The sequence below is a fragment of the Candidatus Hydrogenedentota bacterium genome, assembly GCA_019637335.1.
Classification (GTDB): domain Bacteria; phylum Hydrogenedentota; class Hydrogenedentia; order Hydrogenedentales; family JAEUWI01; genus JAEUWI01.
In genome coordinates, this window is the sequence record JAHBVV010000010.1 from 1 (window position 1) to 14,485 (window position 14,485).

Consider the following 14,485-nt stretch of genomic DNA (forward strand, 5'->3'; position numbering starts at 1 on the left):
CTGACCCAAGGTTAAAACCGCCAATCACCCGCACAAGTCCGGCGCCGGACAACCTTCTTTAACCACAACTGCACCCATGGGGACTGGCTCCCGCGACGCCAAGCACCCCAGCCGCGTAAGCGTCCCCAAGGGGACTGGCTCCCGCGACAAAAACCACCCCAGCCGCGCAAGCGCCCCAAACCACCCCAGAATCGCGGGTGCCTGTACCCGCAGAAAAACGCCCCCCGTCCCACGCGCACCCGCCCCAGGGACTGCGGCGTCCCATCACCACGGATACCAGCAGCCCGCGCGCGACCGAAAACGAGCCCAACAAAGCCGCTACACGGCCAACCGGCGCGGCTGTCCCGTCACTCCCCAAGGGGACTGGCTCCCGCGACGCCAACCACCCCAGCCGCCAAAACCCCGCCAGCCGCCCCGATCGCGCGGAATTCCGCCTGTTCCCGCCCGCGTGCTACACTACCGGCCACAAATTAACCCGCGCCAGTACACGCAAGGAGCCGCGCATGGAAATCGGAACAGGATCGCATCGCTACCGGGTTTTGGACCGCTGGGGACACTTCCCCGAATCGTTGAAAATCGGCACGACCCACGCCGTGGTGGAGGATCGCCAGGGGCGTATCTTCATCCACCACACGGGCCCGGAATGCACCGTGATCTGCGACCCGGACGGCGAGGTGTTGTCCCACTGGGGCGCGACGTGGCATGCGGGCGCGCACGGCATGATCCTGAACGCGGAGGCGGACGGCGAGTTTCTCTATTGCGCCGCGACATCCGCGCACGCCATGGTGAAAACCAGGCTGGATGGCGAGGAGGTCCTGCGGATCGGGACGCCGCCACGGAGCGATATTTACGATGCCGATCGCCTTTTTGTGCCGACCGAGACCGCCGTAGCCGGGAATGGCGATATCTACATCGCTGATGGCTACGGGCAGAGCTGGATTCACCGATACTCGAAGGAGGGCGAGTATATCGACTCCTTCGGCGGGCCCGGCGATGGTCCCGGCCAGTTGAGCTGCCCGCATGGCCTGAAGGTTGATCGGCGGAGTGGCGAGGAGCGGCTGCTGGTCGCGGACCGGCGGAATGTGCGGCTCCAGTACTTCACGCTGGACGGCGCCTGCCTTTCCGAGGTAAACGAAGAACTTCGCTTCCCGTGCACCGTCAATCCGTGGAACGACGAACTCTACATTCCGGATCTTCACTCGCGCATTACGATATTCGATCGGGACGACCGCCTTATTGCGCACCTGGGCGACCGTCCGGACTGTTGGAAGAAGGAGGGGTGGCCCAACCTGCCGGAATCGGACTGGGTCCCCGGCGCCTTTTCCTCGCCTCACGACCTCCACGTGGACCGATCGGGAACGATCTACGTTGCCGAATGGATGTCCAACGAAGTGGGGAAGATTACGAAACTGGTGCGGCTCTAAACGGCGGGTATGCGCCGGCGTGTTCCCCTTGCTCGCAAGAATGGAGACGCCGGAGAGCACCTGGTCTGCCGTCCCTGTAGTCGCTGTTGTCCCTGATACGTTCCATGCAAGCGGCCCGGATTGAAGGTTGCCCACCATAATCATAAGGAATACGCCAGCATGCTGCCGCGCTCACTTTCCCTTGTTCTCACAGGATTCTTCGCCACCATGACTGCCTTCGCCGATATCCAGCCGACCAATCTCCGCTGCGAATACAAGACCGATCCTCTGGGCATTGACGCCGCCAAGCCGCGCCTGACGTGGACGCTGAAGGCGGACGCCCCCGCGCAAGTGCAATCGGCGTACCAGATCATGGTGGCGAGCTCACCCGAGGCGCTGGCGGCGGACCGGGGCGATCGCTGGGATTCCGGGCGGGTGGAATCGGACGACACCACGTTTATCGAATACGCTGGCGCGCCTTTGAAATCGCGCGATCACTGCTACTGGAAAGTCCGCGTGTGGGACGGCGATGGCCATCCCTCTGCGTGGAGCGCGCCCGCCCTGTGGAGCATGGGCCTGCTCGCGCCCGCGGACTGGTCGGCGGATTGGATCGGATACGACGCGCCCGTGGAGGCGCCCGAGGCCGCCGCGCCACCGGCGCAGGAGATGGGCGACGCCCAGTGGATCTGGTACCCTGAGGGCAACCCCGCCGAATCCGCTCCCGTGGGCGATGTCTACTTCCGCACCACCTTCACGGTGGAATCCGGGCGCCAGATAGCGCAGGCCGGCCTGTACATCACCGCCGACAACTCCGCGCGGGCCTATCTGAATGGCGTGGAACTGCAGGGGGTAGTGACCGCGTTTAATCAGATTATGCTCATCGACCTGACCAGCTTCCTGGCTCCGGGGGAGCATGTCCTCGCGATTCTCGGGCAGAACCTGGGCGATGCGCCGAATCCCGCCGGGATGATCGCCCGCGTGGTCATCGACTACGCCAGCGGAGCCCCGGCCCATTTCGAGAGCGGGCCGGATTGGAAGTGCGCGCGGGGCGAGAAACCCGCCGGTTGGAACACGACGGAGTACGATGACGCGCGTTGGGCCGCCGCCACGGCCATAGGGCCCGTGGGCACGCCGCCCTGGCCCGTGCCGAAGTTCCCGAAGCCCATGGAACTGCCGCCGCCGCCCCAGCTCCGAAAGGAATTTACCGCCGCGAACGACGTGGTCCGCGCGACGCTCTACGCCACAGCGTTTGGCAATTACGAGGCCTACCTTAATGGCCAGCGTGTCGGGGACTTCGTCTTCGCCCCGGGCTTCACGGACTACCACAAGCGCGTCTATTACCAGACCTACGATGTGACCGGCCTGATCCGCCCGGGCGCGGAGAACGCCTTCACCGCGCTGCTGGGCGATGGCTGGTATGCGGGCTACCTGGGCTTCCTGCCGCAGTTGCCCGTGGACAACGCGCGCGATCACTACGGCGACCAGCCGCGCTTCCGCGGGCAGCTTGAAATCGAATACGCCGACGGCCGCACCGAAACTATTGCGACGGATGGCGCCTGGAAGGCCGCCTACGGCCACATCCGCGAGTCGGACATGCTCATGGGCGAGACCCACGATTATGCGCAGGCGACGGACGGCTGGCAAATGCCGGGATTCGACGACAGCGCCTGGGACGCCGTGGCGACGGGGACGCCGCACGACGTGCCGGTGCAGGCCCACCCGGGCACGCCCGTCACGGCGCACGAACGCATCGCCGCCCAGTCGGTCAACGAGGTGGAGCCGGGGGTATTCGTGTACAACCTCGGGCAAAACCTGGCTGGCTGGGCCGAGATCCGGCTGGATGGACGCGCCGGCCAGCGGATCCGCGTCCGCCACGGCGAAATGCTGAATCCGGACAGTTCGCTCTACACCACGAACCTGCGGAAGGCGCGCGCGATCGACACGTATACCCTCGCGGAAGACGGCCCCGTAACGCTCGCGCCGCATTTCACCTTCCACGGTTTCCAGTACGTGGAGATCACCGGCGTTGACCGGGCCCTGCCGCTGGAAAACGTCGTGGGCGTCGTCTTGCAGTCCGTGATCGAGCCGGCGGGCCACTTCGAGTGCTCCGAGCCCCTTCTGAACCAGCTCTTTCACAACATCATCTGGGGCCAGAAGGGTAACTACCTCGAAATTCCCACCGATTGTCCCCAGCGCGACGAGCGCATGGGCTGGACGGGCGACGCGCAGTTTTTCACGCCCACGGCGTTGTTCAACATGGACTGCGGCGCCTTTTTCACCAAGTGGCTGGTGGATCTCATCCAGGATTCGCAACTGGAGGACGGATCCTTCGCCGACGTGGCGCCGCACGTGGCGCTGGGCGGCGGGGCGGTGGCCTGGGGCGACGCGGCCATGATTTGCACCTACCAGCTGTACCGCTACTATGGGGATACGCGAATTATCGCGGACCACTTCCCCAACCTCGTGCGCGGGATGGAGTTCCTCGAAAGGACGAGCGAGAACGGCATCCGGTCGAAGGTCGGCTACGGCGACTGGCTGAACAAGGCCGGCGGTGCGAAGGACGAGGTCATCGCCACCGCCTACTTTGCGTACCTCGCCGGGCTCATGCGCGAAATGGCCGAGGTTATCGGCGAGACGGACAAAGCGGCGTACTACGAGGGCCTCGCGAAGGATGTAAAGGACGCCTTCATCACGAATTTCATCGATGCGGAAGGCAAGATTCTGGAGAGCAGCCAGACCGGCTACGCGCTGGCCTTCACAATGGATCTGGTGCCGGAAGCGCTAAAAGACAAGGCCGCCGCACAGTTCGAGGCGGAGATCGCGCGCTTCGACCATCACCTGGCCACGGGTTTCATTGGCACGCCGCGCCTGCTGCCCGGCTTGGCGGAGGCGGGCAAGATTGACCTGGCCTACCGGCTCCTGATGAACACGGGCTATCCCTCCTGGCTCTTCCAGGTGACCCAGGGCGCCACCACGATGTGGGAGCGCTGGGACGGCTGGACGCCCGACGAGGGTTTCCAGGATCCGGGCATGAATTCCTTCAACCACTACGCCTTCGGGGCCGTGGGCGAATGGCTCTACAGCGCCATCGGCGGTATCGCGCCGTTGACACCGGGTTTCAAGACATTCGAGATCGCCCCGAAGCCCGGCGGCGGGCTGACCTGGGCGAAGACGCATTACCGCTCGATCCACGGGCTGATCCGCTCCGAGTGGAAGATCGAGGGCGATCGGTTCACGCTGGAGATCGAAATTCCCGTGAACACGGAGGCTTCGATCAAGTTGCCCGCGTCGCACCGGAACACGGTCCTGCTGGACGGCCGCCCAGCGCCGGGCGACGAGGGCGCGCTGACGTTGCCCTCCGGCGTCTACACCATTACCGCCACGGCGGGCTGATACAAGACCTGATCAAGCGGCCGCGCGCCGGACGGGGTGTGCGGTCGCTTTGCATTTCGTAACAGTTTGGCCGTCTGAAGCAAAGAAGATTTTCAACCACGAATGAACACGAATTCACACGAATAAGAGAGACTATTGACCCGGTTCGAAGACTCAAATGGAACGGTAGTCCGCCTTTTATCCTTTGAGCCTATGAGGGGGAGAGCATTCATTATATTCAGATCTTTCTGTGCGGATCCGCGCGAAATTTTGGGAAGACTCCTTCTTTGGGGCGAAAGGGTTGAGCTATGTTCTCCGCGGCCAATCGGGTTTCTCGCTGCTTGGATGCGTGGTTGCGGGCCTGGGTTAAGGTCGGCTTCATGAACTGCATCTCAGTTACTTATTCGTGTCTATTCGTGTCTATTCGTGGTTAAACTGCTATTCAACTTCAGACGGCTAAAGTGTTACGAATAATCCTGTAAATCTTGTTAACTTGTGAGTGCCGTATTCTCGGCGATGTAGGCATTCTTTTTCATGCCGCGGGTTGCTGTGTTGCTTTGGCTCTGTCGATGTCCATTCTTTCCTGTATGAATTTTGCGAGGATAGGGGCCGGGGAGGAATCGGCGAGAAAATGGGGCAGGGTGTTTTTGAGGGCTGCTGCGACGACGGCTTCGGAGGGTGCGATTCCGGGCCGTATGGTTCGCAGCCAGGAGCCGAAGGAGCGCCAGACGAGCTTTGGTTCGGTGGTGGCTATGGCGGCCATGATCCCCTGGGCGATGAGGCCCAGTTGTATGTGCCGGTGGTAGGCGTCCATTTTTCTTCGTACGGCGTCCCGGTATTTTTCGGGCTTGCGGTGGAGGTGCTGGTCTTTGGCCTTTTTCTTGATGGGGTCCATTTGCGCCATCCAGAAGTGATAGAGGTAGGCGCCGACGGTGCGCAGGGCGGCCTTGAAGCTCACTTCGATTTTGAAGCGGTAGCCGTATAGCCGGATGACATCAAGGGGTTCGAGGGAGAGATCGGTGGTCATCAGTATCAGCCTGCCGCGCGTGGGGTGTTCGACGGCCACAAAGCGGACGGGTACGCCCAGGGGGCGCCACAGGAGGTCTTGCGTCCAGACGCGCAGGATGACGCCGGACTCGCCATAGACGGGGCTTTGGAGCTCGCCGGCCTCCCCGGGCTCCTCGAACAGGCTCCGGAGGGCCACTTTCTCCCCGTAGGTTCTGGGCCTGCCGCGCCGGCGCTTTTCCGGGGCGGGCGCGGGCCGGTAGGCGACGGCGTTGTTCCGGACGCGGGTGACCAGGTGCTGGCCCCTGCCCAGGAGGGGCAGCGCTATCTTGCGTGAGGCGTAGTAGGCGTCGGCCACAAAATAGTAGGGCGCATCGAGCCCCAGCGCGCCCAGGAGCAACATCATCTTGTCCAGGAGGGTTCGCTGGTCGCGGTTGGAGAACACAAGCCCCTCGTGGATGCGGGCCGCGAGCGGGATGGCGACAAAGCTCATGAGGCCCCCGGCAAGAATGGCGACGGCCTGGCAGGAATGGCCGAGGATGTAGGCGGGCTTGGTGTTGGACTCGCCGCCCTGGTGCAGGCGCTTGACGCCGGGCATCTTCTTGCCGGCCTTGGGGACCTTGATGCCGTCGCCCAGGAGCACGAGCCGCCCGTTCACGCGGGTCAGGCCCGGATGGCGCTCCACGACCAGGGCCGCCCACAAGCGGGTGAGCTTTTCCACGCGCAGGGACGGGCTGTGGAAGAAATCGAGCAGGCGGTCGTAATACATCCCCTTCAGCCCCAGGGCCCGCACGGTGCTGGTGACGCCCCACAGGTCCCCGCGCACGCAAAATCCGGCCAGTGCGACGCACATCCACAGAAAGGTTCTCTGGCGCGCGCAGGCGCCGCGCAGGGGCTCGCACCAGCCCCACCATTGAGTCCATAGCGACATGAAGCGTTCCTCCATTGGCCCTTGACTTGAGCGGGCGCGTTATGTATCATATAAATGATACATAAAATGGTATAAAGTCAAGGAAAAAATGGAGGGTTGGAAAATTGGACGGGACAAAGCGGATCGAGCGCCGGATCGAGAAGATAAAACAGGCGCTGGCGGAGCTGGGCGACATGCGGCCCGGCTCGCTCTCCACCCAAACCCGCGCCTGGGGCGGAAAGTACCACCAGCTGAGCTACACCCACCAGGGAAAGGGCCGCACCGAGTATGTTCCCCCGGCCCGCGTCAAGGAGGTAAAGCGGCAACTCGCGACCTACAAAAAATTCAAGGAGCTGACCAGCGAGTGGACCGCGCTGGCCATCGAACTATGCAAGCTCCGGCAGGCCGAAAAGGAGGACGCTTAGATCGAGAAGACGGTACTCACGAGTTGTTAATCCTGTCTAAACAAATCTTCTAGCCGGCCGGCGCCAGATCCGCAATGTAGAAGCTGCCGTAGGTGTGCACGCGGTCGTGACGGTGCAGTTCCTCGGCCTGTTCTTTGCGGTAGCGCAGCAGTTCATCCACGCGGACAGTCCGCCCGTTGCGCTCGACCTCCAGCGCATTGACGAAATCGGTATTCATTCCGCCGCTGCGCCAGATGATGCGCGCGTTTTCGCTCGCCCTGTCCACGATCGCCTGCCACTCCCGGGTCAGTTCGCGGTTGGGGTCGGTCCAGAGCCAGTCCATGTGGTCGAGCAGTACGAAACGCGAGATCTCGCCATCGTACCCCTCCAGAAACTTGCGGACCGTACCCGTATTCACGGAAACCGCCTCCGCCGCGCCGTCCTTGAGGCACTGGAAACCCTCGGGCTTGAGGTATTCGGGGCAACATGTCGGGGTATAGGCGCCGGTGAGATAGACGCGCCAGAAGTAGTTATCGTGCAGGGGCAGATGCCCGAAGACCGCATCGATGCAACCTTCCACAAAACCGACGATGCCGCCCTCATGGCCCTGCTCCACCGTCTCGCGCTGGCGTAACGGCACACCGAGCATGCTGAGGGTCATATCGCGGTCGATGAACCAGCGGACATAGCGATTCCAGAAGCGCTCGCGAATTTCCTCGTAATAGAGCCGGCGCTGTTCCTCGATGCATTCGCTCGCGAGGAGGGCGTCGATCCCATCCCGCAGCGCCGGTTTGAAGTCCAGGTAGCGGTTGATGATCCAGGCGAAGGCCCCGGAGGTCCCCCGGAAATAGAAGCTCTTCCCCGAGTGCGCCGGGTCGAAGAAGTCCCAGTTGCGATCCCAGTAGGCCTTCGCCGGTTCGGAAAGACCGGTTCGCAGGTGGTTGCGATACAGCCGCTGAAAGTCCGCCTTACGTCCCTTGCCGAAGACCTCGAAGAAGTCCTCGTAGTCCAGGGTGCGGATCCCGGCAAGCTTCAGTTCCAGCAGCGCGTTCTGCCGGTGGTTCATATCCACGGTATGCACGCGCCCCGCGCCCGCCAGCGCATAGTCCAGCGCGTTGCAGCCCGCGGAGGTAATGACCAGCACCGAGTCCGCGGGGGTGAGATCCAGCGCCTGCCGGTCGATGCGCGGGTCTTCCCAGCAGGTGTTGTAGACCAGATTGCTGGCGTGAATGCGGTTGAAACAGAACTGGCTCACGAACTGGCTTGGCATCATGTCGCTGGGTCCCGGGACGCGGTTGGGGAGTAAGACGGGGTCAGGGTACAACCCCTGCGTCAGAAGCGAATGAGCCGATGGTTAAAGGCGGGTGAATTCCGCTATTCGCCTTGCGCCTGCTTTTCTTGAAGCACCTTCTCCCGCGCCTCCGCGACCGCCTTGTGGAGGCGCTTTTTCACCTTGTTCACGAACCATTTCACCACGGGCACGCGCTCGTAGATGTACTCGCCCATGTCGAAGTAGTCGCGGTGGTAGATGATCTTGTCGCTTTCGCCGAATTTCAGGTGGGAGACGCCGTCGATGGTGAAGGGCTCGCCCTTGTTCAGGCCCTTGGTGGTGAGGGTCATGGTCCAGACGAGGACGTGGGTGTCGCGGTCGATGACTTCGTCGTGGTAGGTCCACCGGATGTCGGTGACGTACTGGTACATGGCCTCCATGTAGATCTTGAACTCGTTGAGGCCCTCCATGCGGTCGAGGGGGTCCTGGAACACCATGTTCTCGTCGTAGAGGCTGTCGAGGAGGTACAGGTTGTCGACGCGCACGTCGTCGTAGGCATTGCGGATGCGCTCGGAGCGCGATTCGGTGGTCGTGGTGGTTGTCATGGCGCCCTCCGTGGTGGCCAGCAGCAGGCCCAGGGTTAATGCGATGGTGTTCATGGGGTTGCGCGCTCCTCGGTTTCGGACCTCAACGCTTTGGGGGCGTTTTGGGCTATATCGCGCGTGGCGTCTTCCCGCGCAACCAGGTTCTCCCGCGCGACGACTTCGGATACCGGCCCGAGGCACATGGCCCAGAGCGCCCGGGTCAGTTCGGGGTCTTCCCAGGAACCGAGAAGCTCATCACCGTGGCGCACGGTCAGTCGGCCTTCGGGGTCGGCTTCAAAGTACAGGCGTTCGCCCCGGGAGAAGGGGCGGTCAAAGGCTTCGATGAAGTCCTTGCGCGGCTCCAGGCCGAGGTCCTTGAAGTGCTTCTTCCAGGAGAGCCGGATCCCGTGCGGGGGGACGCGTCGGTAGACCCCGTGAAACACGATAAGTTTGTGCGCGGCGGTGTCGATATGGCGTTCCAAGCGATCTTCCGGGGAAAGGCCGGCGTCGGCCGGTAGCGCGCGCTCGTCGACGTAGTGCGCGATCGCGTACGCGTCCATGCCAAGCGCGCGGCGCCGGTCCACGCCCGTGAGGGCCAGCGCGACGCCCTCCCGCTCCAGGCGCCGTTCAAATTCCACGCCGGTATGGGGCTCCAGGACGACCGCGGCCGCGCCGGAAACGAGCAGGGTGCAGAGAAAAAGCATCATCGCACGGCCTCCACTTCCAGGACAGGATGCGCCTCGCAGTCGGCCACCGCCGGCGCCATGAGGTAGTGGCCCACGTACCATTCCCTGCCGCCCCGGTACGCGAAGAGTTCCTCGCAGGCCATGAAGAAGATGCGCCAGCGCTGGGCCTGAACCCGCGCTTCGGCGGGAGAGAGGGTCTTTCGCAGAACGGCCTCCACGGCGTCCCGGTGCGCGTCCAGATTGTGGAGCCAGTCGCGGCAGGTGCGGGCGTAGTGTTCTCCGTTCACGGCCCAGCTTTCTTCCACGGAGAAGGGAACCGGAAGGGACTCGAAATATCGGAATGAGGGCATCATGCCGCCGCTGAAGAAGTGCCGCGCCATCCAGTCGCTGTCGCCACGATCCTCGTAATCGTAGGCATACGTGTCGTGGCAGAAGATGTGCACAAAAAGGCGTCCGCCGGGCTTGAGCCACCGCGCGATGCGATCCAGGAGCAGCACATGGTTGCGCACGTGCTCGAACATTTCCACCGACACAATCCGGTCGTAGAGGTCGTCGGGACGATACTGGTTGATGTCGGCGGTCTTCACCGTGACGTTTCCAAGCCCGCGAGCCGCTGCCAGCGCCTCGATTGTCTTTCGCTGCGGTGCGGAGTTCGAAACCGCCGTGATCCGGCTGTTGGGGTAGTGCTCGGCCATCCAGAGCGTAAGCGAGCCCCAACCACAGCCGAGCTCCAGGATATCCATGCCATCGGCCAGCCCCGCGCGCTCGCAGGTCAGGCGGAGCATGGCTTCCTCCGCGCTGTCGAGTGTGGCTTCCGGCGTGTCGTACCAGCAACAGCTGTACTTGCGGCGGGCGCCGAGCACGATCTCGAAGAACTCGGGGTCGACCTCGTAGTGCTGCTGGTTGGCCGCTTCCGTCGCGACTGCGATCGGTCGGTGCTCGGGCGCTCCGGGGCTTTCGCCCGCGGCGCGGCACTCAGTCAGGCGCCGCCCCAGCAGCCGGCGGATGCCGAAGCGGATTGCGGCGTCCGGCAGCCAGCCGAGTTCGGCGAGTCGAATGGGAAGTGACATGGTTTGTATCCTCATTTGCTGAAGCGTTGAAGCATGATATTCGGGTAAAGCGTGAGCCGGGGCGTGTGTTGGCGTATTCGAAACGCTATTCTCATTCTGCAGTTTCATCGTGCAAGGCTGGGAGCGCAGGCGTCCCCGCCTGCATCATGCGCCACCGGCGCATAGCGTGGTTTCAGTTGTTCCGGGTCTCGCGTTGAGCGCAATTACGTGCCGTGTGTCTTCATCGCACCTCCGGTGCGTTGCAGGCGGGGACGCCTGCGCTCCCAGCCTTTCTCGCTCTCGTCGCAGGGTCGGGGTATTGCATCTAGACGGCGGCATTGCTACGTGCCCGCAGAGAATTACGCATCTTCGCGTTCATTCGTGGTTCAACTGTTCTCGCGCGCCGGCATCACCGGGAAACACCGCGCTTATAGCGGCGCGCGGTAGCCCGGGCGCGCGAACACGAGCTGGGAGACGCCGGTGAGGTGTTCTTCAAAGCCCGCCTGGCAGTAGCACAGGTAGAAGTTCCACATGCGCCGGAAGGACTCGGAGTAGCCGAGACCGGCGATGTGGGACTCATTCGCCAGGAAGCGTTCGCGCCACTTGGCAAGCGTTTTTGCGTAGTGCGGGGTCATGTCATCGAGTTTGATCAGCGCCAGGTCGGAGTGTTTCGTGGCGACGTTGCACAGCGTGGTGTGCGAGGGCAGGCACCCGCCCGGGAATATGTAACGTTTGATGAAGTCTACATTCCGGCGGGCGAAATTGTACTGCTGGTCGCGGATCGTAATCGCTTGGAGGCCGAGCAGGCCGTCTTTCTGAAGGAGGCGCATGCACTGCTTGAAGAAGGTCGGGTAGTATTGGTGACCCACCGCCTCGATCATCTCTATCGAAGCGATTTTGCTGTAGGCGCCGCGTACATCGCGGTAGTCGCAGAATTTTGCGGTGACCCGGCCTTCGAGCCCCTCTTCGCGGATGCGCTCCTGAGTCTTTGCGAGCTGCTCCCGGCTGATGGTTACCGTCGTGACCCGGCAGCCGTACTTTCGGGCCGCGTGGCAGGCGAATCCGCCCCAGCCGCTGCCGATCTCCAGCAGATGGTCATTTTCTTGCAGGCGCAGTTTCTGGCAGAGCCGGTCGAACTTGTTGATGCTTGCCTGCGCCAGGGAATCGGCGTCGCTCTCGAAATAGCCGCTGGAATAGGCCATCGTCTCGTCCAGGAAGGTCTGGAAGAAATCATTGCCGAGATCGTAGTGCGCGGCGATATTCCGCCGGCTGCCGCTCCGGCTGTTCTTGTTGAAGGCGTGGTACAGCTTGAGCAGCGGGGCCTGCAACGCGCTCATCCGCTTGTCCATGGCCTCGAAGGTGGCGGCGTTGCGCGCCAGAATGCGGCACAGGCCGGCCAGGTCGTCCGTGGCCCAGTCGCCATCCATGTAGGACTCCGCCGCGCCGATGGAGCCGCCCATGGCGATGCGGGAGTAGAAGCGCGGATGGTAGACGCGCACGCTCGCCGAAATTGGAAAGCTCTCGCTGAACCGGCCAAAGGTGTGGGTCTCCCTCGGATCGGTCAGCACCAGGACGCCCTCTTCCAGTCCGGAAAGGCGCCGCAACACGATACGCCGGCACAGGGAGTCGCATTTCGCGGTCTCGGAGGCCATCGCTTCGAGGGGGGCGGTGTCAAAGGCCGAGTATTTCATAAGCGGTTTCCGTTTTCCAGTGGTTTCTCTTGTTTCGGGTGCGGTTGAAAAGGTACGCCTTTCCACCACAGGCGCACGGCCTGGGCGTAGATGGCGACGAATACACGCAAGGTCATGAGCGGATAGGCCAGCAGCGCTCCGGCCAGCCGGGGCGTTCCCCAGGAGCGGCGTTCGAGAAACATGCCCGCCCCGAACACGGCCGCGCCGTCCTGCTCATTCTGCAGCTCCACCTCGAGCGCGCCGCCGGGTTCGTTGAGCTTGCAGCGGTAGGCCTGGTTCATCGGCATGAACGGGGACACATGGAAGGCCTTGGCGCAGCGGTAGGCGCTGTTGGCGTCGCGGCACACTTCGCCGGGCCAGAGGTACACGTGGCGCTCGTTCCAGGGGGTGTTGTGCACCTCCGCGAGCACGTGTTCGACCCGTTCGCCCGCCGCGTCGTAGCAGTAGTACAGCGAAATCGGGTTCATGTAGAAGCCGAAATAGCGCAGGTGCGTCAGCAGAGCGATTGGGCCTCCCGGGCGCTCGCCGGTCATCTGCTGCACCGTATCGCGCACGCAGTCGGCCAGCGGGCGAGCGGGATCGCCAAAGTGGTCCTTGCGCCGGAGCCACGCGATGGTGGGGAAGCGGTGCGACCAGGCAAGGCGATGGCGGAAGGCCTCGTCGAGACGGTCCAGGTCCAGCCAGACCATGAACAGGCGGTAATGGAAGGCGTGGGAAACGGGCGTGTATCGCGCGTGCCAGACGGTTCCGGTGTACAGGGCGGCGTTCATTGCAGTTCTCCCCTTCCGAACCAGGCGCAGGCCTGCAGCGCGCTCTTGACGCCGTCCTCGTGGAAGCCGTAGCCCCAGTAGGCCCCGCAGTAGTGCGTGCGGTTGACGCCGCTGATCTCCGCGTGGCGTTGCTGCGCCGCGACCGCCGCCGCGCTGTACGCCGGGTGGCTGTAGGAGAAACGGCCCAGACGCGCGGATTCCGCGATGGCGTCGGTCTGATTCAGCGACACCAGATAGTCGGACTGCGCGTCCAGTGACTGGAGGCGGTTCATGTGGTAGGTGAGGTGCGCGCGGTGGCCGGTTCCCGGCTCCATGCGGTAGTTCCAGCTGGCCCAGGCGTTGCGCCGGCCCGGGAGCACGGCGGTGTCCGTATGCAGGACGACATCGTTGGGCTGGTAGGGGATGGCCCCGAGAATATCGCGCTCCGCATCGCTGGGGTCGCTCAGTACCCGCAGCGCCTGATCGCTGTGGAGCGCCAGCACCACGTGATCGAAGCGCTGTTTTTCCCCATCCGGCAGGGAGAGCGCGACGTGGTCTTCGTTCCGCGTTACATTGCGCACCGGCGAATTCGTGTAGACGCGATCCCGGAAGCCGGCGATCAGCGGTGCGATGTAGTTGCGCGAGCCGCCCGTGATCACCCGCCACTGCGGGCGGTCGAGGAGGTTCATGAGGCCGTGGTTCTTGAAGAAATGCAGGAAGTAGCGCGCCGGGAGATCCGCCACATCGCCGCAGCCCGCGGACCAGATGGCGGAGATCATCGGGACCAGGTAGCGGTCCAGAAAGGTCCGGGAGTAGCGCCCGTCCTCAAAAAACGCCGAGAGCGCGCGCCCATCCTCGCATTGTTCAAGGAAGCGGGGGCCGTGCTTACTGAAACGAGCGATATCCCAGAGCATGCGGTAGAACGATGGGCTCAGCGCGTTCCTGCGGTAGGCGAACAATCCGCTCAGCCGGGGTGCGGCATAGGCGAATCCGGTTGCCGGGTCGGAAAGCGCGAAGGACATGTCGCTCGGTTGTGTGGCGACATTGAGCTTGTCCAGCAGCCGGATGAAGTTCGGATAGGTCCAGTCGTTATAGACAATGAAGCCCGTGTCGACGGCATGGGTGCGCGCGCCCTCCGGGACGTCCACCGTGTGTGTGTGGCCGCCCATATAGTCGTTCGCCTCAAATACCGAGACCTCCCCCAGCTTCTGCAGCTGGTACGCCGCAACAAGCCCTGAAATTCCGCCGCCGACAATGGCAATCCGCATTCCACACACCCTTTCCAAATCCCACGCGTCGAACACGCTTGTCTGTACGATACCATGTTGTCTAGCTTTTGTCAAATAGAATCTGGACACGACG

11 protein-coding genes are annotated in these 14,485 nt (G+C 63.2%); 3 read left to right on the top strand and 8 right to left on the bottom strand.

Going from position 1 to position 14,485, the window contains the following annotated elements; all coding sequences use genetic code 11:
• Nucleotides 1-503: 503 nt before the first annotated feature.
• Both KF886_12550 and KF886_12555 read left to right on the top strand, forming a co-directional pair.
• Nucleotides 504-1,424 carry a hypothetical protein gene (locus KF886_12550; GenBank protein MBX3178186.1) on the top strand — a complete coding sequence of 307 codons (921 nt, stop codon included), beginning with the start codon at nt 504-506 and terminating at the stop codon, nt 1,422-1,424.
• Nucleotides 1,425-1,631: 207 nt separating this feature from the next.
• Nucleotides 1,632-4,796 carry a family 78 glycoside hydrolase catalytic domain gene (locus KF886_12555; GenBank protein ID MBX3178187.1) on the top strand — a complete coding sequence of 1,055 codons (3,165 nt, stop codon included), beginning with the start codon at nt 1,632-1,634 and terminating at the stop codon, nt 4,794-4,796.
• Nucleotides 4,797-5,307: 511 nt separating this feature from the next.
• Here KF886_12555 and KF886_12560 read toward each other — a convergent pair.
• Entirely contained in the window at nt 5,308-6,711 is a 1,404-nt protein-coding gene (locus KF886_12560) for a transposase (protein ID MBX3178188.1), read from the bottom strand.
• A 104-nt stretch (nt 6,712-6,815) separates the two neighbouring features.
• On the opposite strand from KF886_12560, the gene KF886_12565 reads away from it, so the two are divergent.
• Nucleotides 6,816-7,115: a hypothetical protein gene (locus KF886_12565; protein ID MBX3178189.1), complete on the top strand. Its 300-nt coding sequence runs from the start codon at nt 6,816-6,818 to the stop codon at nt 7,113-7,115.
• A 49-nt stretch (nt 7,116-7,164) separates the two neighbouring features.
• Here the strand turns inward: KF886_12565 and KF886_12570 are convergent, their stop codons facing one another.
• The 7 genes from KF886_12570 to KF886_12600 all read right to left on the bottom strand — a co-directional run bounded on the left by KF886_12570 (nt 7,165) and on the right by KF886_12600 (nt 14,391).
• Nucleotides 7,165-8,364: a BtaA family protein gene (locus KF886_12570; GenBank protein ID MBX3178190.1), complete on the bottom strand. Its 1,200-nt coding sequence runs from the start codon at nt 8,362-8,364 to the stop codon at nt 7,165-7,167.
• A gap of 104 nt (nt 8,365-8,468) precedes the next feature.
• Nucleotides 8,469-9,023: a nuclear transport factor 2 family protein gene (locus KF886_12575; GenBank protein MBX3178191.1), complete on the bottom strand. Its 555-nt coding sequence runs from the start codon at nt 9,021-9,023 to the stop codon at nt 8,469-8,471.
• Entirely contained in the window at nt 9,020-9,655 is a 636-nt protein-coding gene (locus tag KF886_12580) for a chalcone isomerase family protein (GenBank protein MBX3178192.1), read from the bottom strand. Before KF886_12580 ends, KF886_12575 begins: the two co-directional genes overlap by 4 nt.
• Entirely contained in the window at nt 9,652-10,719 is a 1,068-nt protein-coding gene (locus KF886_12585; GenBank protein MBX3178193.1) for a class I SAM-dependent methyltransferase, read from the bottom strand. Before KF886_12585 ends, KF886_12580 begins: the two co-directional genes overlap by 4 nt.
• A gap of 392 nt (nt 10,720-11,111) precedes the next feature.
• Nucleotides 11,112-12,374: a class I SAM-dependent methyltransferase gene (locus tag KF886_12590; GenBank protein MBX3178194.1), complete on the bottom strand. Its 1,263-nt coding sequence runs from the start codon at nt 12,372-12,374 to the stop codon at nt 11,112-11,114.
• On the bottom strand, nt 12,371-13,144 hold the full coding sequence (locus KF886_12595) for a DUF1365 domain-containing protein (GenBank protein ID MBX3178195.1): 774 nt from the start codon (nt 13,142-13,144) through the stop codon (nt 12,371-12,373). Before KF886_12595 ends, KF886_12590 begins: the two co-directional genes overlap by 4 nt.
• The gene (locus KF886_12600) at nt 13,141-14,391 is read right to left on the bottom strand and encodes an FAD-dependent oxidoreductase (protein ID MBX3178196.1); all 1,251 of its coding nucleotides are present in this window, start codon (nt 14,389-14,391) and stop codon (nt 13,141-13,143) included. The genes KF886_12595 and KF886_12600 overlap by 4 nt, the downstream gene beginning before the upstream one ends.
• Nucleotides 14,392-14,485: the final 94 nt, after the last annotated feature.

What these genes read in the sequence shown, in the direction of transcription:
- KF886_12550 (MBX3178186.1), top strand. Translation starts at nt 504, where the DNA reads ATGGAAATCGGAACAGGATCGCATCGCTACCGGGTTTTGGACCGCTGG.
- KF886_12595 (MBX3178195.1), bottom strand. Translation starts at nt 13,144, where the DNA reads ATGAACGCCGCCCTGTACACCGGAACCGTCTGGCACGCGCGATACACG.
- KF886_12575 (MBX3178191.1), bottom strand. Translation starts at nt 9,023, where the DNA reads ATGAACACCATCGCATTAACCCTGGGCCTGCTGCTGGCCACCACGGAG.
- KF886_12555 (MBX3178187.1), top strand. Translation starts at nt 1,632, where the DNA reads ATGACTGCCTTCGCCGATATCCAGCCGACCAATCTCCGCTGCGAATAC.
- KF886_12570 (MBX3178190.1), bottom strand. Translation starts at nt 8,364, where the DNA reads ATGCCAAGCCAGTTCGTGAGCCAGTTCTGTTTCAACCGCATTCACGCC.
- KF886_12590 (MBX3178194.1), bottom strand. Translation starts at nt 12,374, where the DNA reads ATGAAATACTCGGCCTTTGACACCGCCCCCCTCGAAGCGATGGCCTCC.
- KF886_12600 (MBX3178196.1), bottom strand. Translation starts at nt 14,391, where the DNA reads ATGCGGATTGCCATTGTCGGCGGCGGAATTTCAGGGCTTGTTGCGGCG.
- KF886_12560 (MBX3178188.1), bottom strand. Translation starts at nt 6,711, where the DNA reads ATGTCGCTATGGACTCAATGGTGGGGCTGGTGCGAGCCCCTGCGCGGC.
- KF886_12580 (MBX3178192.1), bottom strand. Translation starts at nt 9,655, where the DNA reads ATGATGCTTTTTCTCTGCACCCTGCTCGTTTCCGGCGCGGCCGCGGTC.
- KF886_12585 (MBX3178193.1), bottom strand. Translation starts at nt 10,719, where the DNA reads ATGAGGATACAAACCATGTCACTTCCCATTCGACTCGCCGAACTCGGC.